The sequence below is a fragment of the Aurantimonas manganoxydans SI85-9A1 genome, assembly GCF_000153465.1.
Lineage (GTDB): Bacteria > Pseudomonadota > Alphaproteobacteria > Rhizobiales > Rhizobiaceae > Aurantimonas > Aurantimonas manganoxydans.
In genome coordinates this window covers 4125303-4148800 of the sequence record NZ_CH672387.1, presented here as the reverse complement: position 1 = coordinate 4148800, position 23498 = coordinate 4125303, and the positions used below count along the sequence as shown (strand labels likewise).

23 protein-coding genes and 1 tRNA gene are annotated in these 23498 nt (G+C 65.3%); 8 read left to right on the top strand and 16 right to left on the bottom strand.

Features of this window, described 5'->3' with window-relative positions:
- The first annotated feature begins 91 nt into the window (after positions 1–91).
- A complete protein-coding gene (locus SI859A1_RS19425) occupies positions 92–883 on the top strand; it encodes a class II glutamine amidotransferase (protein ID WP_009211367.1) in 792 nt (263 codons plus the stop codon).
- 9 nt (positions 884–892) lie between these two features.
- Here the strand turns inward: SI859A1_RS19425 and hslU are convergent, their stop codons facing one another.
- The gene (gene hslU / locus SI859A1_RS19420; RefSeq protein ID WP_009211366.1) at positions 893–2197 is read right to left on the bottom strand and encodes an ATP-dependent protease ATPase subunit HslU; all 1305 of its coding nucleotides are present in this window, start codon (positions 2195–2197) and stop codon (positions 893–895) included.
- A gap of 278 nt (positions 2198–2475) precedes the next feature.
- Between hslU and SI859A1_RS19415 the strand changes: the two genes are divergently transcribed.
- Positions 2476–3297, top strand: a complete 822-nt coding sequence (locus SI859A1_RS19415; RefSeq protein ID WP_244401090.1) for a helix-turn-helix transcriptional regulator — start codon at positions 2476–2478, stop codon at positions 3295–3297.
- 88 nt (positions 3298–3385) lie between these two features.
- Positions 3386–3997, top strand: a complete 612-nt coding sequence (locus SI859A1_RS19410; RefSeq protein WP_009211364.1) for an alpha-ketoglutarate-dependent dioxygenase AlkB family protein — start codon at positions 3386–3388, stop codon at positions 3995–3997.
- Positions 3998–4021: 24 nt separating this feature from the next.
- Here the strand turns inward: SI859A1_RS19410 and coaA are convergent, their stop codons facing one another.
- The 7 genes from coaA to hisB all read right to left on the bottom strand — a co-directional run bounded on the left by coaA (position 4022) and on the right by hisB (position 8878).
- On the bottom strand, positions 4022–4978 hold the full coding sequence (gene coaA, locus SI859A1_RS19405; RefSeq protein WP_040326058.1) for a type I pantothenate kinase: 957 nt from the start codon (positions 4976–4978) through the stop codon (positions 4022–4024).
- Positions 4978–5310, bottom strand: coding sequence for a phosphoribosyl-ATP diphosphatase (locus tag SI859A1_RS19400; protein WP_040326057.1), 333 nt, complete (start codon positions 5308–5310; stop codon positions 4978–4980). The genes coaA and SI859A1_RS19400 overlap by 1 nt, the downstream gene beginning before the upstream one ends.
- A 51-nt stretch (positions 5311–5361) precedes the next feature.
- The gene (gene hisF, locus SI859A1_RS19395; protein WP_009211362.1) at positions 5362–6147 is read right to left on the bottom strand and encodes an imidazole glycerol phosphate synthase subunit HisF; all 786 of its coding nucleotides are present in this window, start codon (positions 6145–6147) and stop codon (positions 5362–5364) included.
- Positions 6148–6325: 178 nt separating this feature from the next.
- Complete coding sequence (hisA, locus tag SI859A1_RS19390) at positions 6326–7066, bottom strand: 1-(5-phosphoribosyl)-5-[(5-phosphoribosylamino)methylideneamino]imidazole-4-carboxamide isomerase (RefSeq protein WP_009211361.1); 741 nt, start codon at positions 7064–7066, stop codon at positions 6326–6328.
- A gap of 37 nt (positions 7067–7103) precedes the next feature.
- Positions 7104–7757, bottom strand: coding sequence for an imidazole glycerol phosphate synthase subunit HisH (gene hisH / locus SI859A1_RS19385; protein WP_009211360.1), 654 nt, complete (start codon positions 7755–7757; stop codon positions 7104–7106).
- A gap of 4 nt (positions 7758–7761) precedes the next feature.
- On the bottom strand, positions 7762–8247 hold the full coding sequence (locus SI859A1_RS19380) for a DUF2628 domain-containing protein (RefSeq protein WP_050767631.1): 486 nt from the start codon (positions 8245–8247) through the stop codon (positions 7762–7764).
- 22 nt (positions 8248–8269) lie between these two features.
- Complete coding sequence (hisB, locus tag SI859A1_RS19375) at positions 8270–8878, bottom strand: imidazoleglycerol-phosphate dehydratase HisB (RefSeq protein WP_040326056.1); 609 nt, start codon at positions 8876–8878, stop codon at positions 8270–8272.
- Positions 8879–9059: 181 nt separating this feature from the next.
- On the opposite strand from hisB, the gene hslV reads away from it, so the two are divergent.
- Entirely contained in the window at positions 9060–9620 is a 561-nt protein-coding gene (gene hslV, locus SI859A1_RS19370; RefSeq protein WP_024352245.1) for an ATP-dependent protease subunit HslV, read from the top strand.
- An 85-nt stretch (positions 9621–9705) separates the two neighbouring features.
- Here hslV and SI859A1_RS19365 read toward each other — a convergent pair whose 3' ends face one another.
- The 5 genes from SI859A1_RS19365 to aroA all read right to left on the bottom strand — a co-directional run bounded on the left by SI859A1_RS19365 (position 9706) and on the right by aroA (position 14856).
- A complete protein-coding gene (locus SI859A1_RS19365) occupies positions 9706–10320 on the bottom strand; it encodes a GNAT family N-acetyltransferase (RefSeq protein ID WP_009211357.1) in 615 nt (204 codons plus the stop codon).
- A 130-nt stretch (positions 10321–10450) separates the two neighbouring features.
- On the bottom strand, positions 10451–12151 hold the full coding sequence (gene rpsA / locus SI859A1_RS19360; protein WP_009211356.1) for a 30S ribosomal protein S1: 1701 nt from the start codon (positions 12149–12151) through the stop codon (positions 10451–10453).
- A gap of 294 nt (positions 12152–12445) precedes the next feature.
- Entirely contained in the window at positions 12446–13081 is a 636-nt protein-coding gene (gene cmk / locus SI859A1_RS19355; protein WP_040326055.1) for a (d)CMP kinase, read from the bottom strand.
- A 4-nt stretch (positions 13082–13085) separates the two neighbouring features.
- Positions 13086–13490, bottom strand: a complete 405-nt coding sequence (locus tag SI859A1_RS19350) for a hypothetical protein (protein WP_040326054.1) — start codon at positions 13488–13490, stop codon at positions 13086–13088.
- A 1-nt stretch (position 13491) separates the two neighbouring features.
- Positions 13492–14856, bottom strand: coding sequence for a 3-phosphoshikimate 1-carboxyvinyltransferase (gene aroA, locus SI859A1_RS19345; RefSeq protein WP_040326053.1), 1365 nt, complete (start codon positions 14854–14856; stop codon positions 13492–13494).
- A 434-nt stretch (positions 14857–15290) separates the two neighbouring features.
- On the opposite strand from aroA, the gene SI859A1_RS19340 reads away from it, so the two are divergent.
- The 4 genes from SI859A1_RS19340 (at position 15291) to SI859A1_RS19325 (ending at position 19509) form a co-directional block, all read left to right on the top strand.
- A complete protein-coding gene (locus tag SI859A1_RS19340) occupies positions 15291–15746 on the top strand; it encodes a TIGR02300 family protein (protein ID WP_040326052.1) in 456 nt (151 codons plus the stop codon).
- A 202-nt stretch (positions 15747–15948) separates the two neighbouring features.
- Positions 15949–16024 (top strand) — tRNA-Ala (locus SI859A1_RS19335).
- Positions 16025–16122: 98 nt separating this feature from the next.
- Entirely contained in the window at positions 16123–17850 is a 1728-nt protein-coding gene (locus SI859A1_RS20540; RefSeq protein ID WP_081451446.1) for a site-specific integrase, read from the top strand.
- 33 nt (positions 17851–17883) lie between these two features.
- Positions 17884–19509: a DNA cytosine methyltransferase gene (locus SI859A1_RS19325; RefSeq protein ID WP_009211351.1), complete on the top strand. Its 1626-nt coding sequence runs from the start codon at positions 17884–17886 to the stop codon at positions 19507–19509.
- Here SI859A1_RS19325 and SI859A1_RS19320 read toward each other — a convergent pair whose 3' ends face one another.
- Genes SI859A1_RS19320 through SI859A1_RS19310 form a run of 3 tightly spaced genes read right to left on the bottom strand, consistent with a single transcriptional unit; the run spans position 19510 to position 23496 of the window.
- Entirely contained in the window at positions 19510–20370 is an 861-nt protein-coding gene (locus tag SI859A1_RS19320; RefSeq protein ID WP_040326051.1) for a protein NO VEIN domain-containing protein, read from the bottom strand.
- Positions 20367–22193, bottom strand: coding sequence for an SNF2-related protein (locus tag SI859A1_RS19315; protein WP_040326050.1), 1827 nt, complete (start codon positions 22191–22193; stop codon positions 20367–20369). The genes SI859A1_RS19320 and SI859A1_RS19315 overlap by 4 nt, the downstream gene beginning before the upstream one ends.
- Position 22194: 1 nt before the next feature.
- Positions 22195–23496: a hypothetical protein gene (locus SI859A1_RS19310; protein ID WP_040326049.1), complete on the bottom strand. Its 1302-nt coding sequence runs from the start codon at positions 23494–23496 to the stop codon at positions 22195–22197.
- Positions 23497–23498 lie beyond the last annotated feature (2 nt).

Sequence of the window (23498 nt, the reverse complement as noted above, 5' to 3'; positions counted from 1 at the left end):
GCATCGGCTTTAAGCCTTTGTTTACCATACCGGCCGGAGACTGCGGGCGAAGGCGCTGCTGCGGCGCCCGTTTCAGTGGTGTCGCCGTCCGATGTGCCGCCTTCTCGCCTATGCCGGTCCGCCGGTCTTTCTCGATCGCCTGCTGATCGAGCCGCGTGCCTCGCTGATCTCGCAGTCGCTGGCCGCCCGCGAAGCCAAGACCGTCGTCAACGGCGATGGTTGCGGCATCGGCTGGTATGGCGAGCGGCCGGAGCCCGGCGTCTATCGCGCCATCCTGCCGGCCTGGTCGGATGCCAATCTCGTTTCCCTGTGCCGGCAGATCCGCGCGCCGCTCTTCGTCGCCCATGTGCGCTCGGCGACCTATGGCGAGGTCTCGACGGCCAATTGCCATCCCTTTTCGGATGGCCGGCACCTGTTCCTGCACAATGGCCAGATCGGCGGCTACGCCCGTCTGCGCCGTCAGATCGACGCCCTCATTCCGGACGCGCTCTATCCGCGGCGTCGGGGCACCAGCGATTCCGAGGCGATCTTCTTGTCTGCCCTCGGGCGGGGTCTCGCAACCGATCCGGTCGGCGCCATCGCCGCGACGCTGGCCGAGATCGAGGCGACGGCCGCGCGCACCGGCGAAATCGCACCGGTCCGCTTCGCCGCGATCCACACCGATGGCGAAACGCTGTGGGCCTATCGCTGGGCCAGCGACGGCCCGCCGCCCTCGCTCTACTGGCGCAGGGAAGGCGCGGGCGTCGTCATCGCCTCGGAGCCCTGCGACGATGCCGAGCGCTGGACGATGGTCAGCGCGGACACGGTTCTGATGATCAGCCGCAACGGCACGATGCGCAGCCGGGCGTTCTGTCCCCGCTTGGCCGACCGTGCCGCCGCCTGATCGCCTCGGCTAGAGGATAAAGCGCGACAGGTCGGTGTCGCCGGCAATGCCGTCCAGCGCCTTGTGCACATAGGCGGCATCGACCGTGCAGCTCTCGCCGGACTTGTCCGGCGCCTCGAAGGAGATGTCGTCGAGGACGCGCTCCATGACCGTCTGCAGCCGCCGTGCGCCGATATTCTCGATCGAGCCGTTCAGCGCCACGGCCGTGTCCGCCAGCGCGTCGATGGCATCGTCGGTGATCACCAGATCAACATTCTCGGTCTTCATCAGCGCGATATACTGCTTGATCAGCGAGGCTTCGGTTTCCGTCAGGATGCGGCGGAAATCTTCCTTGGTCAGCGCCCGCAGCTCGACGCGGATCGGCAGCCGGCCCTGCAACTCCGGCAGTAGGTCCGACGGCTTCGACACATGGAAGGCGCCCGAGGCGATGAACAGAATGTGGTCGGTCTTCACCGAGCCGTGCTTGGTCGCCACCGTGGTGCCCTCGACCAGCGGCAGCAGGTCGCGCTGCACGCCCTCGCGAGAGACGCCGGCGCCGCTCTGGCCGTCTTTGTTGGCGACCTTGTCGATCTCGTCGAGGAAGACGATGCCGTTGTTCTCGACCGACGAGATCGCCTCGCGCACCAGCTGCTCCTGATCCAGCAGCTTGTCGGATTCCTCGCCGATCAGCAGATCGTAGCTCTCGCGCACCGACGTCCGGCGCTGCTTGGTGCGCTGGCCCATCTTGCCGAACATCTCCGACAGATTGAGGACGCCGATATTGGCACCCGGCATGCCGGGAATGTCCATGCCGCCCATCGGGTTGGACGTGTCGGAGACCTCGACGTCGATCTCCTTGTCGTCGAGCTCACCGGCGCGCAGTTTCTTGCGGAAGGAATCGCGCGTCGCCGGCGACGCCGTTTTGCCGACCAGGGCGTTCAGCACCCGGTCCTCGGCGCCCTGATGCGCCTTGGCCTTCACCTCTTCGCGTTTCTTCTCGCGCACCAGTCCGATGCCGATCTCGACGAGGTCGCGGATGATCTGCTCGACGTCGCGGCCGACATAGCCGACCTCGGTGAACTTGGTGGCCTCGACCTTGATGAAGGGCGCGCCGGCGAGCCGCGCCAGGCGGCGCGATATCTCGGTCTTGCCGACGCCGGTGGGTCCGATCATCAGGATGTTCTTGGGCATCACCTCTTCGCGCAGGCTCCCCTCGAGCTGCTGGCGCCGCCAGCGATTGCGCAGCGCGACGGCGACGGCGCGCTTGGCATCCTTCTGGCCGATGATGTGGCGGTCGAGCTCGGAGACGATCTCGCGGGGGGAAAAATCTGTCATGGATATCTCTTTCCAGGCCGGCGGGCCGCGCCGACACACGCTGGCATCGATGGGGGTCGGCCGGGCCGGCCACCATGGCAACTCGCCGCTAGATGGGGGTGGCGGCGCCATCCTGCCACCCTTGGCGACGGGTCGCCCGCGGCAGCCGGAAACGCAAACCATCCGATCGTCATGTCAAGACTTCAATCCTCGGCCCGGAGGGGCCAGTATGAGCCTTGTCCGATTCGCGGCGGAGGCGCGCGAGGCGGACCTCAGAGATCGCGAGAGGCTGTGCCATCATGCCATCTTCGAACGGTTCGACGAGCGCCCCCGCGGGCGCCCCGGCCCTGAGCGACAGACTGCCCGGCGCAAGCGGCCAGGCGGATGTCGGCGCGGCCGTGCCGGGCGCCATGAGCGGCGCGCTCGACCGTCTCAACCGGCTCGCCCCGCCCTGGGACGAGATCGCGCTGACCCAGCTTCTCGGCGACGTGGCGACGGATTTCGGCTTCTCCCACGCCGCGGTCCTGTCGGTCCCCTCGACGGACGATGGCGGGACGGCGACGCGGCTCCTCCTGTCCAACTGGTCTGAGAGCTTCGGCCAGGCCTATGAACAGCTCGGGCTGCACCGTTCCAAGCTGGTCGTGGGCGCCCTAAAGACCGATCCCATGCCCTTCGTCTGGGACATCGACACGCTCTACGGCGCCGACGAGCCCGATCCGTCGCCGGCGGCCCGCATGCTCATGGAGGCGGAATACCTCGCTGGCGCCTTCTTCCCGGTGCACGGGCTCACCGCCTTCAACGGCGCCCTGTCCTTCGCCGGGCGCAGCTGCGCCCTCCCGGCGGAGGCGATCCGCGAGCTGCATCTCTTCGCCTTTGCCCTGTTCGGCATGCTGGCGGCGGCTCGCTTCGAGGAGAACCGGCGCAACAATCCCCTGTCGGTGCGCGAGCGCGACTGCCTGAAGCTCGCCATGCTCGGCAAGACGTCGTCCGAGATCGGCATCATCCTCAGCCTGTCGGAATACACCATCTCGCAGTATCTGACGGCCGCCCAGCGCAAGCTCGACGCGTCCAACCGCACCCACGCCGTCGCCCTCGCCGCCCAGCTCGGCTATCTGTCCTGAAACGGCCGGCAGCGCGTCAAGCCGCGCTCGTCCAGGGTCCGTTCGAGCGGGAGCTGGGAATCCTCGACGCTGCTCTAGATGACCGCCCATGAACGTCCTGCCCAAAGGCGTCCGGCACATTCCGGGCCATCTCTCCCGTGACGAACAGGTCGCACTGGTCGATGCGGTGCGCGAGGTGGTGGCCGCCGCGCCGTTGTACCGGCCGGAAATGCCGCGGACCGGAAAACCCCTCTCGGTGCGCATGACCAATTGCGGCGAGCTGGGTTGGGTGACGGACCGGTCCGGTTATCGCTACCAGCCGGTGCACCCGGTCACCCGCACGCCCTGGCCGGCGATCCCCCCGAAGCTCCTGGAAATCTGGCAGGAGCTCGCCGCCTACGATCATCCGCCGCAGGCCTGCCTCGTCAATTTCTACGAGGACACCGCGAAGATGGGCCTGCACCAGGACAAGGACGAGACGGATCTGTCGGCGCCGGTCGTCTCTGTCTCGCTCGGCGACGACTGCCTGTTCCGCGTCGGGGAGACCACCCGCGGCGGCCGCACGACCTCGATCCGGCTGCATTCGGGCGACGTGGTCGTTCTCGGCGGCGAGGGACGTCTGGCCTATCACGGCGTCGATCGGATCTACCCCGCGACCTCGACGCTCCTGAAGAAGGGCGGCCGGATCAATCTGACCCTGCGCCGTGTGACTGCGGCCTGAACCGTCTGTGCCACCGTACCCGGCTCAGAGCTTGCGCAGCGCGACCTGCTCGATGAGGTGATCCGGACCCTTGCGCAGGATCAGGTCGGCGCGCGGCCGCGTCGGCAGGATGTTGGCGTGGAGATTGATCTCGTTGATGTTCGACCACAGGCCCTGGGCGATGGTCAGCGCTTCCTCGGGCGAGATCTGCGAGTAGCGGTGGAAGAACGAGCCGGTCTCGCGGAACGCCGTTTCGCGCAGCCGCATGAAGCGCTCGATATACCAGCGCTTGATGTCGGCCTCGTCGGCATCGATGTAGATCGAATGGTCGAAGAAGTCCGACACGAAGGGCACCGCCGTGCCGTCGGCCGGCATGTCGCGCACCTGCAGGACGTTCAGGCCCTCGAAGATCAGGATGTCCGGCCGGTCGATCGTGACCTTCTGGCCAGGCACCACGTCATAGTAGAAATGCGAATAGACCGGGGCCTCGACCCGCGGCACGCCGGCCTTGATCTCTGACAGGAAGCGCAGGATCGCGCCGATGTCGTAGCTCTCGGGAAACCCCTTGCGCTGCATCAGCCCCTCGGCCTGCAGCACCGCGTTCGGATAGAGAAACCCGTCGGTGGTGATCAGATCCACCTTGGGCGAGGACGGCCAGCGGGCGAGCAGTTCCTTCAGAACACGCGCCGTGGTCGACTTGCCGACCGCGACCGAGCCGGCGATGCCGATGATGAAGGGCGTCTTCTGCCCCGAATCCTCGGCAAGAAAGCTCTGGCGCTGCCCGAACAGCAGCTGCGAAGCCTCGACATGGGCGTAGAGCAGGCGCGAGACGGCGAGATAGATCCGCGCCACCTCGTCGAGATCGACGGGGTCGCCGATCGAACGGAGCCGGCGAACCTCGTCGGCGGTCAGCGTCAGCGGCGCGTCGGCGCGAAACTTCGCCCATTCGGCCGCCGGAAAGATGCGGTAGGGCGAGAAACGCGACGGGGCGAGCTGGTCCATCATCCGGCCGAACTGTCGGGCCGCCCCGCCTTTTCCTGCAGGCCGGTCTGGGCCGTGCGCCTGCCGAGCTCGGCCATCACCGCCGACACCGGCACGTGGCGCAGATGAAGCGTCACGAGAAGGTGGTAGAGAAGGTCGGCGGCCTCGCTGGTCACCCGCGCATCGTCCTGGGAGACGGCAGCGATCACCGTCTCCGTCGCTTCCTCGCCGAGCTTCTTGGCGACATGGGCAATGCCCTTGGCCGCGAGCGACGCGGTGTAGGAGCCGGCGTCGTCGGAGGTCGCGCGGGCGGCGACGATGGTCTCCAGGTCGGCAAGCGTGAAATCGGTCATGATGCCCTTTCGTAGGCCGGCGCTCGCTGCGCGGATCCGCCGAGGCTTCGGTCAGTCCGGCGGGTCGAGCCGCATCGGGATGCCGGCGGCGGCCATATGGCCCTTGGCTTCCGCGATCGTATAAGTGCCGAAGTGAAAAATCGAGGCGGCCAGAACCGCCGTCGCGTGGCCGTCGCGCACGCCGGCAACGAGGTGATCCAGCGTGCCGACGCCGCCCGACGCGATCACCGGCACATGGACGGCATCGGCGACCGCCCGGGTCAGCTCGATGTCGAAGCCAGACTTGGTGCCGTCCCTGTCCATGGAGGTCAGCAGGATCTCGCCGGCGCCCAGCCCCACGACCTGGCGGGCGAAGTCGACGGCATCGATGCCGGTCGCGGTGCGGCCGCCATGGGTGAATATCTCCCAGCGCGGCGCGGCACCGTCCTCGGCCACGCGGCGCGCGTCGATGGCGACGACGATGCACTGGTCGCCGAACTTGTCGGCGGCTTCCGCGACGAATTCCGGCCGCTTCACCGCCGCTGTGTTGATCGACACCTTGTCGGCACCGGCCAGAAGCAGCTTGCGAACGTCGGCGACCGTGCGCACGCCGCCGCCGACGGTCACCGGCATGAAGCACTGCTCGGCGGTGCGCGCGACGACGTCGAAGATCGTGTCGCGGTCGTCCGACGAGGCGGTGATGTCGAGGAAGCAGAGCTCGTCCGCACCGGCGCTGTCATAGGCGCGCGCGGCTTCCACCGGATCGCCGGCGTCGACCAGACCCTCGAAATTGACGCCCTTGACCACCCGGCCGTCCTTGACGTCGAGGCAGGGAATGATGCGGGCCTTGAGGCTCATGGACGGGCGGCCTTCTCGTCGGCGGGGCAGGGGATCGGTCGGGAGGGCACGGGCAATGTCCGGATGGGCGGAAACGGCGAATTTTCCGCCTTATGCGATGCCGCGATAGAGGTGGGCAAGAGCCAGCGTGATTCCAAGCCCTTCGAGGGTGAGGGCAAGATTCACCCCGCCATCTGTGTCAGCCCCTGCCGGACAAAACGTCCAGCGCTTCCTTCGGGTCGATGCGGCCGTCATAGAGCGCCCGGCCGGAGATCGCGCCTTCGAGGCGTTTCGCGTCGGGCATGGTCAGCCGCACGACATCGGCCAGCGAGGCGAGGCCCCCCGAGGCGATCACCGGGATCGAGACCTGTTCGGCCAGATCGATGGTGGCGTCCCAGTTGATGCCGGTCAGAATGCCGTCGCGATCGACATCGGTGTAGATGACCGCCGCCACGCCGGCGTCCTCGAACTGGCGGGCAAGGTCCACCACGGTCAGCTCGGAGGTCTCGGCCCAACCCTCGACGGCGACCTTACCACCCTTGGCATCGATGCCGACGGCGATCTGGCCGGGGAACCGCCGCGCCGCCGCGCGAACGAGGTCGGGATCGCGCACGGCGACCGTGCCGAGGATGACCCGTGCCAGACCCTTGTCCAGCCAGCGCTCGATGTCCTCCATGGAGCGGATGCCGCCACCGAGCTGCACCTTCATCTGCGAGCCGACCGCCGCGAGAATGGCATCCACGGCGGCGTCGTTGACCGCCCGGCCGGCAAAGGCGCCGTTGAGGTCGACCACATGCAGATGGTCGAAGCCGGCGTCGCGGAACTCGCGCGCCTGGGCGGCCGGGTCGGCATTGTAGACCGTTGCCTGGTCCATCAGGCCGAGCTTCAGGCGCACGCAGGCGCCGTCCTTGAGGTCGATGGCGGGGAAGAGAATGGGCATGGCGTCCAGGGCTTTCAGGCGGCCGCGTGCGGCCGGATCAGGGGTTCCACGACAGGAAGTTGGCGATCAGGCCGAGCCCCAGCGTCTGGCTCTTTTCCGGATGGAACTGGGTGCCGGCCTTGTTGCCATTGGCGACGATCGCCGTGACCGGCCCGCCGTAATCGGCGGTGGCGACGACGTCGTCCGGGTTACGCGCCACCAGATGGTAGGAGTGCACGAAATAGGCGTGCAGCCCGCCTTCCTCGGTGGGGATGCCGGCCAGAAGCGCGTGGTCGTGATTCACGTGAATGGTGTTCCAGCCGATCTGCGGCACCTTCAGCATCGGGTCCGACGGCTCGATCCGAACGACGTCGCCGGGGATCCAGCCAAGGCCCTCCGTGACCGCCTTCTCGCGTCCACAGGACGACATCAGCTGCATGCCGACGCAGATGCCGAGGAAGGGACGGGCCCTGGTCTCGACAGCTTCGCGCAGCGCCTCGGTCATGCCGGGGACGGCGTCGAGCCCGGCGCGGCAATCGGCATAGGCGCCGACGCCCGGCAGGACGATGCGGTCGGCGGCCAGCACGACCTGCGGATCGTCGGTGAGGACGATCTCGGCATTGGCATTGCTCTCGCGGGCGGCGCGCTCGAAGGCCTTGGTGGCCGAGCGCAGATTGCCCGAGCCGTAATCGACGATGGCGACGGTCTGCATGTGTCTATCGTTGCTCCATGGCACCGAAGAACCCGGCGCTGCGGGTCGAGGTTCCGCGTCGGCGCGACATCGGTCCCGGCGGCGGTGCGGCGGCGCTCGCGGCATCGGCGGCGCGCCCGTCCGTGGAAAAATAGGTCAGCTCGGCCTCGGCCCGGTCGCTGGCCAGGAAGGCGGCGCTCTCGCGCCATCCCTTGCGGCGATAGCGCCAGGCCCGCAGGCTCGGGCCTTCCAGAGCGACGAGCAGGCCGACGAGCAGCTGGAGAAGCGACGCCGCGAAGGAATGACCGCTGGCCTCACCCCCCAGGGTGATGGCGACGAGCACGAGCAGCGTTGCGAGACCTTCCAGCCAGAGCCGGTAGCGCCACAGCCACAGAACGGTGAACAGGAACGCCCAGAAGGAAAAGCCGTCGCGCACGAAGACCACGCCGTCGGAGCGCGCCCCGACGGCGGTCTCGCCGGGCTCGAAGGCGATGAAGCGCTTCAGGCCCATGGCCGTCCTGCCGGCCGCCCGGTCACGCCAGCGTGCCCTTGGTGGAGGGCACGAGGTCGGCCTGGCGCGGATCGATCGCCACGGCGTCGCCCAGCACCCGCGCCACCGCCTTGAAGCAGGTCTCGGCGACATGGTGAGCGTTGCTGCCGTAGAGATTGGTCAGATGCAGCGTCACGCCGGCATTCTGCGCCAGCGCCTGGAAGAACTCCTGCACCAGTTCCGTGTCGAAGCTGCCGATCTTGTGGCGCGAGAACTCGGCGTTGAAGACGAGGAACGGCCGGCCCGACACGTCGATCGCGGCGCGGGTCAGGCACTCGTCCATGGCGAGGTCGAGCGAGGCGTAGCGACGGATGCCGCGGCGCTCGCCAAGGGCCTGGCGGATCGCCTGGCCGAGCGCGATGCCGGTGTCCTCGACGGTGTGGTGGTCGTCGATGTGGTGATCGCCCTTGGCCGAGATGTCCATGTCGATCAGCGAATGGCGCGAGAGCTGTTCGAGCATGTGGTCGAAGAAGCCGACGCCGGTGTCGATGGTCGAACGGCCGCTGCCGTCGAGGTCGACGCGCACGCGGATCGCGGTCTCGTTGGTCTGTCTTTCGACGACGGCATCACGCCGCCCGGCAGTCTGGCCCATCGCTGTCACCTTCGCGGGGAATGTCCCGGCGCTCTTACCACCGCCCCATGGCAGATGTCACCTCGCAGGCCGATTCCTTGGCAAGGCCGGCCCGAAGGCCCACATGGGGCCCGGATCGGCGGTTCCTGCGGCCTCGAACGGCGCAGCGGCCTGCTGGATGGAAAAGGACAGTGCGATGAGCATGGAAAACCACGACCCCGCCACGATCTACGGCACCACCATCGTCACCGTGCGCAAGGGCGGCAAGGTGGTCATCGCCGGTGACGGGCAGGTGTCGCTCGGCAATACGGTGATGAAGGGCAATGCCCGCAAGGTGCGCCGGATCGGCAAGAAGGGCGATGTCATCGCCGGCTTCGCGGGTGCGACCGCCGACGCCTTCACCCTTCTGGAGCGGCTCGAGGCCAAGCTCGAGCAATATCCCGACCAGCTCATGCGCGCCTGCGTCGAGCTCGCTAAGGACTGGCGCACCGACCGCTATCTGCGCCGTCTGGAGGCGATGATGATCGTCGCCGACCGGCAGGTGACGCTGACGCTCACCGGCAATGGCGACGTGCTGGAGCCCGAGCATGGCGTCATCGCCATCGGCTCCGGCGGCAATTACGCCCTGGCCGCGGCGCGTGCCCTCGCGGATACGGATTACGACGCCGAGGAGATCGCCCGCCGCGCCATGAAGATCGCCGGCGAGATCTGCATCTACACCAACGACAATGTCGTCGTGGAAAGCCTCGACGAGACCGCGTGACAAATCGGGGCTGCCGCGAGGCGCCCCCGTTCTGCCTTCAAGTGTCTGAGAGACCGGCGATCAACGCCCGCAGGCCGATCCCGGATCAGCCCGCCGCGCGCTCACCGATCATCGGGAAATGCGGCGCGGCCTGTCGGTCGAACAGGCCGGTGAGCCGCGGATCGTCGGCGACCTCGACCATCTGGCGCACGGGCGTGAAGCCCGAGCGCCGGTAGAAGGCCATCGCCTTGGGATGATCCATCGTGTTGGTGTGTAGCCACAGCTTGTCGATCGGCCGGGCGAAGGCGGCCGCGATGGCGCGGCCCATCATGAACCGCGCCGCGCGGGTGCCGATCAACGCCTCGGTCACGCCGAAGAACACCAGTTCGCATGCGCCGTCCTCGCGGAAATCCAGCTCCACCAGCCCTTGCGGCACCCCGTCCACGTCCAGCGTGTGGATCGCCACATCCGGATGCCGGATCGTCGCGGCCAGCTCCTCGGCGGGCAGCGCCAGCCGCGAATACCACAGATGATTGCCGCCGATGCGGCGATACAGCGCTTCGTACCAGGCCGGGTCCGGCTCGGCGACGCGCTGGAACTGCCAGTTCGCCTCGCCCGGCAGCTGTTCGAGCCCGGCCGGCGGCGCGGTCATCTCCAGCACCGTGGCGATGGCGGCGATCTTGCCGGGCGGGATGGCGGTGAAGCCGTCGGGAAGCTGCATGGCGCTGCGCTCTGTGTCTGGAGAAGTTGACGAGAAAAGGCCCGCGGAGAGCTCTCGCCGCGGGCCTTTATGATTCACGTGAAACATTCCGCGCCACCTGAAGCGGCGCGGAATGCGAAGGCCCTAGGGCCTATTCTTCGTCGCCACGACCCTTCAGGGCCGCGCCGAGGATGTCGCCCAGCGATGCGCCGGAGTCGGACGAACCGAACTGTGCGACGGCTTCCTTCTCTTCGGCGATCTGCAGCGCCTTGATCGACACGCCGACGCGGCGCGCCTTCTTGTCGAACTGCGTAACGCGGGCGTCGATCTTCTGGCCGACCGAGTAACGCTCGGGGCGCTGCTCGTCGCGATCGCGGGCAATGTCGGAGCGACGGATGAAGGAGGTCAGATCGGTATCGACGATCTTCACTTCCAGGCCGCCATCCTTCACTTCCGTGACCTCGCAGGTGACCACGGCGCCGCGGCGCACGTCACCGGCTTCAGCCGCCTCGACGAACGGATCGCCGCCGACCTGCTTCATGCCGAGCGAGATGCGCTCCTTGTCGATGTCGACGTCGAGCACCTGGGCCTTGACGAGGTCGCCCTTGTTGAACTCCTCGATGACCTGCTCGCCCGGACGGTTCCAGTCGAGATCCGACAGATGGACCATGCCGTCCACGTCGCCGTCCAGACCGATGAACAGGCCGAACTCGGTCTTGTTCTTGACCTCGCCCTCGACGATCGTGCCGATCGGGAACTGGTCGCGGAAGCTCTCCCACGGATTGGCGAGCGTCTGCTTGAGACCCAGCGAGATGCGGCGCTTGTTCGGGTCGACCTCGAGAACGACGACCTCGACCTCCTGGGAGGTGGAGAGGATCTTGCCCGGATGGACGTTCTTCTTCGTCCAGGACATCTCGGAGACGTGGATGAGGCCTTCGATGCCCGGCTCCAGCTCGACGAACGCACCGTAGTCGGTGATGTTCGTGACGCGGCCGGTGACCTTGACGCCCATCGGGTACTTGACGCCGATGCCGTCCCACGGATCAGCCTCGAGCTGCTTCATGCCCAGCGAGATGCGATGCGTCTCCTGGTTGATGCGGATGATCTGGACCTTCACCGTCTGACCGATCTGCAGGATCTCGGTCGGATGGTTGACGCGGCGCCATGCCATGTCGGTCACGTGCAGCAGACCGTCGATGCCACCGAGGTCGACGAAGGCGCCGTAGTCGGTGATGTTCTTGACGATACCGTCGACGACCTGACCCTCTTCGAGGTTCTGGACGATCTCCGAGCGCTGCTCCGCACGGCTCTCCTCGAGCACGGTCCGGCGCGACACGACGATGTTGCCGCGACGCTTGTCCATCTTCAGGATCTGGAACGGCTGCGGCGTGTTCATCAACGGGCCGACGTCGCGGATCGGACGGATGTCGACCTGCGAGCGCGGCAGGAAGGCCACGGCCCCGTCGAGGTCGACCGTGAAGCCGCCCTTGACCTGGTTGAAGATCTGGCCTTCGACCTTCTCGTTGTTGTTGAACTTCTCCTCGAGGCGAACCCAGCTCTCCTCGCGGCGCGCCTTGTCGCGCGACAGGACGGCTTCGCCGAGGGCGTTCTCGATGCGCTCGACATAGATCTCGACGACGTCGCCGACCTGGAGACCACCCTCTGCGCCCTTGGCGCCGAATTCCTTGAGGGCGACGCGGCCCTCGACCTTCAGGCCGGCGTCGATGACGGCCATGTCTTTCTCGATCGCGACGACAGTGCCCTTGACGACCATGCCTTCGGCGACGTCCTGCTCATGGAACGAGGCTTCGAGCAGTGAGGCGAAATCTTCGCGCGGGGATACGTTGGACATTCCTACTCCTTGGGGACTCTCTCGGTCTGGTCGAGAGAGCAGCGCGCCGTGGGGCGAGGCCCCGGGTCAGACGTTGCAAACGTCCGGGATCGCGGTCCGGCCCATCCCGGCGTTGACGGCGGGGAGGGGCCCGAAGGACGACCGCCGTCGGGGCGGGTCGGCATTCGTGCGGCGCGCGGGACCGCGGCCGGACAGGTGATATCGAAGCTCTGGGCAGGGCCGGCAGATACGCGCAGGCCGATAGCCGAAAAGGACGTGGTCCAGTTCTGAACCCGCCCCGCAAACTCCGTTCCGTCAGGCCATGGCGCGATCGATGACCGCGCAGGCCGCCTGGAACGCCGCTTCTATACCCAATTCGCTGGTGTCCAGCAAGTGTGCATCCGGCGCCGGCCGCAGGGGCGCGATGGCGCGGCCGGCATCGCGGGCGTCGCGCTCGCGCACTTCGGCGAGAATCCGCTCGTAATCCACGTCGCGGCCCTTGGCGGCGAGTTCGTCGGTGCGCCGACGCGCCCGCACTTCGGCAGAAGCCGTGACGAAGATCTTCACCCGCGCCTGCGGGCAGATCACCGTGCCGATGTCGCGGCCATCGAGCACCGCACCCTCGGCGCGGGCGGCGAAGCTGCGCTGGAATTCGGTAAGCGCGGTGCGGACTGCGCCGTGCACGGCGACGCGCGAAGCCAGTTCCCCCGCTTCGCGGCCGCGCAGCGACCCGTCGTCGAGATGGCTGGTGTCGAGCTCGGTGGCGATCGCCCCAGTGGCTTCCGCATCGTCGAGGTCGACGCCGCGATCGTCGGCGAGCTTGCCGACGGCTCGGTAGAGCAGCCCGGTGTCGAGATAGGGCAGGCCGTAATGGGCCGCGACGCGCTTGGCCAGCGTGCCCTTGCCAGCCGCCGCGGGGCCGTCGATCGCGATGGTGAGCGCCGTCGTCATGGGGTCAATCCGTATTAGCCGACGCATCCGGTTCGGGCGTCGGGGTGGCGAGGGTGGCGACACCGCGGGCGTCGAGAACCAGGAGCACGGCGGCGATCACCGCGCCGAGGAGATAGGGAATTGCCACCATGAACAGGATCAGCGCCAGTTCGCCGATCTTGCGGGCGGCGCCGATGACGAAGTCGAGGACGCCGTTCCCGGTGGCCAGCACCGCATCGCCCGCGCCGAGCGGCGCATTGGCCTGGAGAATGGCGAGGACGACGCAGCCGGCGACGAAGAGCGGCATGGGCAGCAGCGCGGCGAGGCGGCCCTTCAGGGTTCCCGGCATCGTCCGCAGCTTTCGGGCGCGGTAGCGCCCGTAGATGAAGGCCAGCGGCGAGAAGAACAGGAGCGCCAGGAACGCCGTCAAGTCATGCTCCGTCGGACAGATCGGCACCAAGGCCGGCCATCATTGCCTGGAACGCCGGGAAGCTGGTCGCGATCATCCGGCCGTCGTCGACGGTGACGGCACGCTCGCAGGCCATGCCCAGCACCAGGAAGCTCATGGCAATGCGGTGGTCGAGATGGGTGGCCACCGTGCCGCCGCCATAGGCGCCGTCCAGGCCGCGACCGTCCGGGTTGCCGGTCACGGTCAGCCAGTCGGCGCCCTCCTCGTGGACGATGCCGTTGGCCGCGAGCCCGGCGGCAACGGCGGCGAGACGGTCGCTCTCCTTGACCCGCAGCTCGTCGAGACCGCGCATCACCGTGGTGCCCCTGGCGAAGGCGGCGGCCATAGCCAGCACCGGATATTCGTCGATCATCGAGGGCGCGCGCTCGGCCGGCACCTCGATTGCCGTCAGTTCCGAATGGCGCACGCGCAGATCCGCGACGTCCTCGCCGCCGGCCACGCGCCGGTTCAGGATCTCGATCGACCCGCCCATCTCGATCAGCGTCTCGACGAGGCCGCTGCGGGTCGGGTTCATCAGGACGTTCTCCACCGTCACGTCGGAGCCCGGCACGATCAGCGCGGCGACGACCGGGAAGCCCGCCGAGGAGGGATCGCCCGGCACGGTGAAGTCGGCGACGCCCCTGAGGTCGCCCTGGCCCTGAAGCCGGATATGGCGCACGCCCTCGGCGTCGGTCTCGACCTCGAGTGCCGCGCCGAAGCCCTGCAGCATCTTCTCGGTGTGGTCGCGGGTCATCACCGGCTCGATGACGGTGGTGATGCCGGGGGCGTTGAGGCCGGCGAGCAGCACCGCAGATTTCACCTGCGCCGACGCCATCGGCACCCGGTATTCGATCGGCGCGGCGACCCGCGGTCCGTGCAGCGATAGCGGCAGCCGGTCGCCCGAACGCGCCACGACCTGGGTGCCCATCAGCCGCAGCGGATCGAGGACCCGGCCCATCGGGCGCTTGGACAGGGACGCATCGCCGACGAAGGTGGCGCCGAAATCATAGGAGCCGACGAGGCCCATGGTCAGCCGCACGCCGGTGCCGGCATTGCCGAAATCGATGATGCCTTCGGGCTCCAGCAGGCAGCCATTGCCGACGCCCTCGACCACCCAGGTCTCGCCGTCCTTGCGGATCTGCGCGCCCATGGCGCGCATGGCATTGCCGGTGGCGATCACGTCCTCGCCTTCCAGAAGCCCGGTGACGCGGGTCGTTCCGGCGGCGATGCCGCCGAACAGGAAGGCGCGATGCGAGATCGACTTGTCGCCGGGAACCGTGACCGTCCCGGTCAGCGCGGCCGAATGGCGAGCGGCGATCGGCCGGGGGTTGGCTGCGCTTCCATGCATGTGACGTTCTTCCCGGTTCTCTCTGGCCCCGCACGGGTGGCCTGGCGTCGTGGCGCGGCGGACGAACGGCCCGGCCGGCGGCATTTGGGCAGCGCTGTGGCCACCCTTTCGTTCCGCCTGCCGGGGTGGAAACCGGCGGCCGGGACGGCGGCCCTTTCTGTCGCCCGAATCGGGCTTTGACAAGGGCCGGTCTAGGCCGTATGGGACCAACCGATTTTCAACGGACCGGCACAGCGTCGCGAAAGCGCCAGATACCGGCCGCGTCACGGGCTTGCCGCGGCGGGGTCGGCGGCTTCGTCGCAGCGCTCGGCGGCCCGGTCTGCCTGTTCCGGCCCGTGCCGCGGATCGGCAGGGACCGACCACCGCATGCAACCCGGACCCCGATCAACCAGTTGGACGCGTCAGGCGACCATCCCGATCATCACGAGGCGATAATGGCGAAATCCGAACTTGGCACCAAGCGGACCGATCCCGAGACCGGGAAGAAGTTCTACGACCTGAACCGCGATCCGATCGTCTCGCCCTTCACCGGCAAGACCTATCCGCTGTCGTTCTTCGAGACCGTCGAGGTTTCGCGCTCCTCCGCCGCAGCCGCCAAGGCAAAAGCCAAGGCGGCGGCCGCCAAGCAGGCGGCCGACGAGGAAGAAGAGGAGGATGAGGACGATACGGTGGAGATCGAGCAGACCGACAACACCGTCTCGCTCAACGACGTCGAGGAAGAAGAGGGGACCGCCAAGGCCAAGGCCAAAACGGATGTCGACGAGACCGACGACGAAGACGCCACCGCCGACGACGACGATGACGACGCCGCCTACCTGCCGGACGACGAGGATGACGACGACGACGTCTCCGACATCATCGGCGGCGGCCGCGACGACGACGAGGACTGATCCGGTCTTCAAGGCGCATAACCGTCGGCCGACCGGCCGGCGGGACCCTGCGAAAACAGGCGGTTCCGGAAAATTCGTCGGCATCGCATCCTGACGAGGGAAAACCACTTGACCCTCGCGGCGGGCTTGATTAAACCCCGCCCACACAACGCGAGCCCGACCACCAGACGGGCTCCGATATTCGCCGGCCAACCGGCGGCGTGGGGCCATAGCTCAGCTGGGAGAGCGCTACAATGGCATTGTAGAGGTCAGCGGTTCGATCCCGCTTGGCTCCACCAATTTTTTATATCTAATTGAATTAGCTGGAAGTCCTTGCTTTGCAGGGGTTTTGCGTGCCTGTGTGGTACACAAATGTGGTACACAGGCACGTCACAGCATGGCTCGGCAAAACGGTATCAAGCTTCGCGGCAGCACTTACTGGCTTCGCGTTCGCGTGCCTGATGCTCTTCGTGAGGTCGTTGGAAAAGGCGAAGTCCGACGATCGCTGCGGACTGGCGACTACAAGGAGGCCTGCAGTTTCGCCCGATTGGAAAGGGTGACACTGGACGCGGAGTGGGACGCGTTGAGGCGGAAGGCCGGCTTAGACAAGAAGCAGCCGCTCCGCAAAGGCGACGTTTTGCAACTGGTTGCAAACTGGTTCGTTCAGCGATCTGACCCGAGCGCCATCGAGCAGCAGGCCGGCGAGGCGGACGCGCCAACGACTTACGATGCCGCTATACGAGAACTACAGGAAGCCGCCTCGTGGGATTTGATGGCGCCGCAGCTGTTTGGGGATGCCCAAGAGCTTCTGGATGAAAATGGGCTTGAGGCTGACGAAAACGAGCCTGCATTCCTCTGCCTCCAGGAAACCCTTCATGCCGGCCACTTAGAACTTGAGCGAAGGCGCGTTCTGCGAGACTTCCCCTCCGCGCCAATCGCACTCGATCCCTACTTCAGCACGCCGCAGTCGGCGCAATTGCATCTGGTTGCAAAAACGCGGCTCTCCACTCTGATCGAGAACTTCCAAGCCGACCTGTCCCGCCCCCAACTGCGCGGCAAGACGCTGGCCAAGCGGCAGGCGCAGTGGCGGATGTTAGAAGCTTTTTTCGGTAGCGAGACGCTAGTCAGCGACATCAGCCGCGAGAAAGTACGGGCCTTCATGCGTTTCCTTGAGCGCTATCCCAGTAATGCCTCTAAGCACTTTCCCGGCCTCGATCCGCTTAGAGTCGTCGAACTGACGAAAGCGCACGGCTTGCCAAAACTTTCGCCAGAGACCGCGAACGGTTACCTTCGTCAGCTCGGCGCCTTAACTCGGTTCGCTCTTCACGAGGGCATAATTAGCTCAGACCCCGCGGCCGGCCTACTCTTCAGACGGTCCAAGATCGCGGCAAAGGACAGGCGCTTCCCGTTTACCGGAGACGACCTTCAGCGGATTTTTGCGGCACCGCTCTACCGGGGATGCAAGAACGATGGCGCGGGCTATTCCCGGCCCGGCCCCCATATCGTCCGGCGAGGCCGCTTCTGGGTGCCGCTGATCTCGCTATACACCGGGATGCGTCTCAACGAGATTTGCCAGCTCACGCTCGATGATTTTGCGGTCGTAGACGGGACAGACGTGATTTTGATCCGAAGTAGCGACGATGAGAAAAAGCGGGTGAAAACAGAAGCCGGACAACGCTTCGTACCGGTCCACCCTGAGCTGAGAGCGATAGGGCTTCTCAAGCACGTCGAACAGCAGCGCGCGACCCGGCCGGCGAATGCACCTGTGTTCCCGGAATTGCCTCTCGGCTCGACGGAATATCGGTCTAACCTGTTCTCGAAATTCTTCGCGCGCTTCCTCCAGCATGTCGGGATTGATGACCGCCGGAAAGTCTTTCACTCTTTCCGTCACACTTATCGGGATGCCTTGCGGGAGGCGGACATTTCAGCCGAACGTGTTCGCGCACTCGGCGGATGGACGTCGGGGCGAACGGAAGAGACGTATGGAAGCGGCTTGCGACCGGCCACACTCGCCAGAGAAATCGAGAAAATTTCTTATCCGGCGATTGATCTCAGCGCACTGTGGATCGAAGACTGCACGAATCTTGCGACTTCGCGCCGCTCAGGTAAAAGCTCGGGTAGCTGAAGATATGCGCATGAGGCGCGCGGGAGGACGCTGATGCGTGCGATTGATCTATATGCCGGAATTGGTGGGTGGAGCCTTGGTCTTCGCTTGGCCGGTGTAGAGGTCGTGGCGTCCTATGAGTGGTGGCAGGCGGCGGTCGACACCCACAATGGCAATCATGGGGGCGATCTCAAGCCTGTAGATGTTCGCCAGCTGCACCTCCATGATCTACCGCCCAATATTGACCTGGTCGTCGGCAGCCCGCCCTGCACTGAGTTTTCCTATTCGAATAGAGGTGGGGGTGGCGATCTCGATGAAGGGCTGAAGGATTTGGTCCGGTTCATGGAAGTTATCGACCACCTGAGGCCGAAGTTTTGGGCGCTGGAAAACGTGCCGCGTGTAGCTCAGGTATTGGAACGGGGCATGGCGGACGCCCGGCATCCGCTTTACCGGTTTCGCCATCTTGAGATGCAGATCAAGATCATAAACTTCTCTGATTACGGGACACCTCAGTCCCGCCGGCGTTGCATTGCGGGTAATATCCCGTTCGATGCGATCGCATCGTATCAGTCGCGCCTTCCGCGGCGGACGCTCGGAGACGTCGTCGCGGCGATCGCATCGAGCGATGAAGTCGTGGATCCGGTGTGGGGTTGCGTGCTACCTGCCGCCACCTTGACTGAACGCCAAACCGAAGGCGCCCTAAATGCGGAAGAGCTCCGCATGAACCGCGAGGCCAAAACTTACCACCCCGTCTACAACAACATGGCCTTCCCAGATGCAATGGATTTGCCTGGCCGCACGGTTACCGCCACATGCACCCGAGTGTCCCGGGAAAGCATTGTTATACAGGATGGCGCTAACCGTTTCCGTCGCCTGAGCATTCGGGAACGCGCCTGCCTTCAGGGCTTCCCCATAACCTACCAATTTTACGCGAAGTCGTTCCCGGAAAAGGTGAGGATGGTTGGTAACGCTATTCCGCCGACCTTCGCCTATTTGGTAGCGCAAGCCGCCAAGGGTATCTCGCCCGGGGCATTGGTCCCGTATAGCGAAGCGGGCGTAGATTTGAGGCTTCCGAGAAAGGCGGCGATTGTCACACCGCCAACCACGGAAGGGCGCACCTATCCGGCCGGCCGCAGTTTCCGCGCAGCTTTGCCGGGTCTGCGCTTTAAGAGTGGCATGAGGTTTGAGCTCGCCAATGGGCGCGGGCAGGAACGGGACTGGCAAGTTCGGTTCTTCTTCGGGCCATCGGTCGATATTAGGCAGATCGAGCTCGATCAGAACTTGTTGCGACAGCTCCGGACCTCGCCTCTGATTAAGACGCTCATGATGGCGGCGGGCGTGGAGTTCGCCATGGCGGAGCAGAGGCTGCAAGGGACGACGCCTGCCGGGCTTCAGGCCGCCTGGTCGCATCGCGCTGAAGGCATGCGGCCATTCGAGGTGGCGGACCTTCTGGGCGAGCTGGGCATCAAAGTTCATCGGCGGTTGCAGTTTCTGGCAGTCGACGACCAGCATGCGGTGATCGGCTACGTTATGGCGGCGGCGGCTGAAGAGGAGGAGGGGGACTACATCCCGGGGTCGAAGAAGCTCACTACCCACGCGCTGGCCATATTGAGTGGTCTTCTGGTCGGAGCCTGGTTCAACACCCTACCTTGGCATCGCCAACAAAAGGCAGCAGCCTGACTAATGGCCTGTCGGCCCGAACAAATCCGCGAAGGCGGCGAAGGGCACTTTGACCACCTCCCAGCCGCCCGCGCCCGCGTCCGTTGGAATGTGTTTGAGCATTGCTCCCATACTGACGGCCGCTAACTGGGGGGGAGCTACCCTCAAGTCCCAGAGGTGGAAGACGTGAGCGGTGCGCTCGATCGCTATCTCCCATTCGTGACGTGTTAGGTGCAGCGCGCCGTCTTTTCCGCTCCGGCTCGCTTTTACCTCGATCGATAGAAGGGCGCGGTTCTCCGCGCTCCTGATGGAAAGAACGTCGTAGCCGTCCTGGTTGCTGTCGATCGCAGCCCAATACGGTATTGATCCGGTTCGTGCTTCCTCATAGGCGAGCGTCAGCCTTTCGCCTTCGCGACCGATGGCAATCAGGTGATCCTTCTGGAGGCCGCGGGCGATCCCTGCGAGCCGATCCCAGAAGTCGACAAGGTCGCCCGTGGGCGGACCTGCCAGGCCGGCTTCAACGAAGACTTGCCTCACACCAACCGGACAGAAGCTTAGGACCCGTGATCGCCCGTAGGTCGCGTTCTGCAGCCAGTCAGGCTTATGAGCCTCGACATAATTGATAAGGATGCAGCGCAAGGCGAGTTCGTAACCACCCGCGCCCTGGACGTTCAATCCCGCCGCCGAGGCCTGGAGCAGCCCCGTATCGGTGATGTCGAGCCAGCCTAAGGCCTCGGCGAGTGAAAGCACGGCGCTGGCTGGCATGGCGCCCACCTTCGGCAAGCCCGTCAGGACTTCTTGGGCCGTCAGCGAACGTCGCTGCAGGATTTCGAGCAGAGCAATGCCCGCCTGTGCCAGGCCAGGCGAGAGCAGCAGGGTCACGACGAGCGGCCTAGCTCGACGAGTGCCCGAACATCGTCAAGCTGAAGGCCGGTGGTGTACTCCTCGAAATCTTCCGCCTCGACATCGATCGGATCGATCTGGATCGGATCCGGCGCGAGCGAAGAGTCATTGAGGGCTCTGGCCATCTCACCAATTTTGAAGCCAAGTCGGCTGCGGACCGTCTCGTCGACAGTTCGGGTACATTCGACGATCTCGATGATGGTCTTCTGGTCGCGCGGCAGGCCAAACCGGTGAATTCGGTCCTCTGATTGAAGGTAGTGGGCGGCATTGAAAGTGCGGTCCAGATAAATGGCATGATGACAGACGCGGTGCAGACTAATGCCTTCACTAGCGGCTGCGGGATTGGCAACCATGACACGGACGTTTTCGTCGTCGTGGAAGGCTTTGATCTTGCCTTCGCGGGTATCGGCGTCGTCCTCATCGCCAGCGTCAACGCCACCATGAATGTAGACGGCGCCAAGGTCGGCCAGTCGTGAGGCCATGTATTCGACATTGCGGACGAACGAGGACCAGATCAGGACCTTGTGACCCTCACGTGAGAGCTGCCGCGCGCGCTTGAGAACGTATTGAAGCTTCGGGCCTTCGCCTTCGGCCAGCACTGCTGCCAAGAGGTCGTGGTGCGCAAAGCCGATTTGCGCGGCGAGGAGGGACGGGTTGGAGACGAACTGGAGCAGCCTAGAGACTGACCGACCCAGAGCGCGGAACGTCTGGCGCCCTTGAATGTCTAGCAAGGCGGAGGCTTCGCGGGCAACTTCCAGACGCATCAACTCGTAGAGCTCCCCTTGGACCGGCGCCATTGGCAACGACACCAGGTTTCGGGTAACTTCCGGCAGATCGAGTTGCTTCTTGTTCGTCCGCACGTGGATCGGGCGCATCAGATCGACGACCGTGTCCTCTTCCGCTGAAATCTCCGGATAGAGAAACTGGAACTGCGGAATGAGGTCGCTGACCGCCTGCGGCATGGGCGTGCCGCTCATGACGAGCTTGCCGACCGGAAGGTGAGCCAGCTCGATCACAGAGCGACCGCTGGCCCCTGTTACGCCAGCTTTGATGCGGTGGCTTTCGTCGAGGAAGACAAAGGTGCGGTATTGCGCCAGATGCTTGGCGATCAAGTCCTGAACCCTCGGTAGCTGCTGATAGGTCATTAGCATCAGGCCGGGGTCGTTCCCCAAGGCGGCTGCGATGCGATCACGGCCGCCGCGAAGGCGCTCGAAGGTGGCTTCGGTTAGCGGGAGGCATTCGCGGATTTGTTCGTCCCAAGCCGCAAAGGCGTTCTTGGGCGCGATGACGAGCAGACGATCGCCCGGCACGGCCCGCAGGGTAAAGAACGCCAGCGCCTCTGTGGTCTTGCCGGCCCCAGGAACAGAGAAGGTCGCCGCTGACGGCAAGGCAGCGAGCCGGGCCACATTAGGGGTCTGCTGCTGGGAAAGGTCGCGCCCGAAACCCGCAGCCTTTAGGGAGGCCAGGAGCTCTACCTGCCCAAGCGGCGGGGCTTCGGCTGCGGCCCAATAACTTTCTGCCGCGCGCCGGGATTGCTGGAGCAGGGTCGTAGCTCGCGGGCTAATGGATAGACCCGCACCAACCTTCAGGCCGCCGGCCCGAAACACCTGTAGGAACTGATCGCGCGCTCCTACAAACCCCCACCAGGGCAGAGAGACGCCCGCAACCCCCTCCAGTACGGCTTCGCGACTTGTGTCTGAGGCGACGCGCTTCAGCATTGCCGCCCACGACGAGGAGCTTTCCCCTGCATCCCAGGTGAAGACGGCCCGCCGGTCCCCGGCCCGGTAGTCGATGCTAAGCATGCTAAACCAGGTAGGCGCGGATAGTGGCGACGCGCGCCTCGATCTCGTCAAGCTGCTTCGACACACCGGTGAGTTTTGTCTCCGCCCGCAGGCCGTCCTTCGCCGCCGCTGTCAAATAGCTGTTCGCTTTCGCGCACTGGTCAAGCAGAAAGCCAGCCTTTTTGACGTCCTTCTTGAGTTGTCGCTCCGCTTCAAGGACGTCAGCGATCTCCTCTCGGGCGCGAGAGCGTTGCGCCGAATCCTTCAGGGCATTAATCAAGCCGGCTTCCTTGGCACCGGTGTTATCATCGGTCTTTCCAGTGCCGAAGAGCTCGTCGAGCCCGTCGTCCGATGTCGTGGCCTCCCCTTCGAGTTTGGCTGCAAGCCGGTCTACCACCTTATCCAAGTTCGCGGCGAGATCCGGAATGGCTATGTACAGCCGGCCGACTGCAGTTGGTTCGTCGATGAGCGCGAAGGCGGCTTCCTTGAAGACTTCTTTGCGACCAACACCGGACAGCTTGGAACGGTGCTGCACTAGGCGCTGGAAGGTGTGCTCTTGTCCGGAAACCTCCGACCACATGTTGGCCTTTTCGCGCGACCGGAGATATTCGTCGGCGTAGGCTCGCATATCGAGGAGCTGCGCGAACTCGGCGTCCTTCATTCGGTAGAGCTTGCACAACTCTTCGGCCTTGATGCCGTCACGCTCCATCTTGGCGACCAGCATGTTGGCTTGAGCGTCCCAGCTGTAATCGGCCCGAATGTCCTTATCGATCTGGAGCTGCGCCTCAAGTCGATTGAGGTCCTTCTCCGTTGCGTGCGGGAGGACGACCACTTCGATATGTTCGAAGTGGCCATATTTCTCTGGCTCGTCGTGGAGAAGTTGGCGCCACGTCGACAGGCGCCGGTTGCCGTTGACGATAAAGCCATTCTCATCAAGCAACAAAGGATCGACTTGTTGGTGGGCCGGGTCCTGGAAATAGCCATTTAGGTCAGAGGCGCGGCCTAGCTTTAGCAGGAGCTCATGCTGGACCTCCTGAGCGTCCCACAACTCCGGGTCGCCCGTAAACAGGTCGGATCGCAAGTCCGGGTTCAGTGCCAGGTGTTCAACCTGCAGGGAGGCCGTACGACCGTTAGCCATCCGATATTTAGGCAGGTCGATCGGGACCCGAATGATCGGCAAGTCTTGGTTCAGGCCCTGAAACACCACCCGGTTTGTAGGCAAATCTTCGGCCTCTAACCGCGTTTTGAACTCCTCCAGCCGCGCGGGCCTTGGCCAACCGAACCGGGAGCCCTTTGGGGTATTCGGGAAAGCGGTGTCCTGCATGC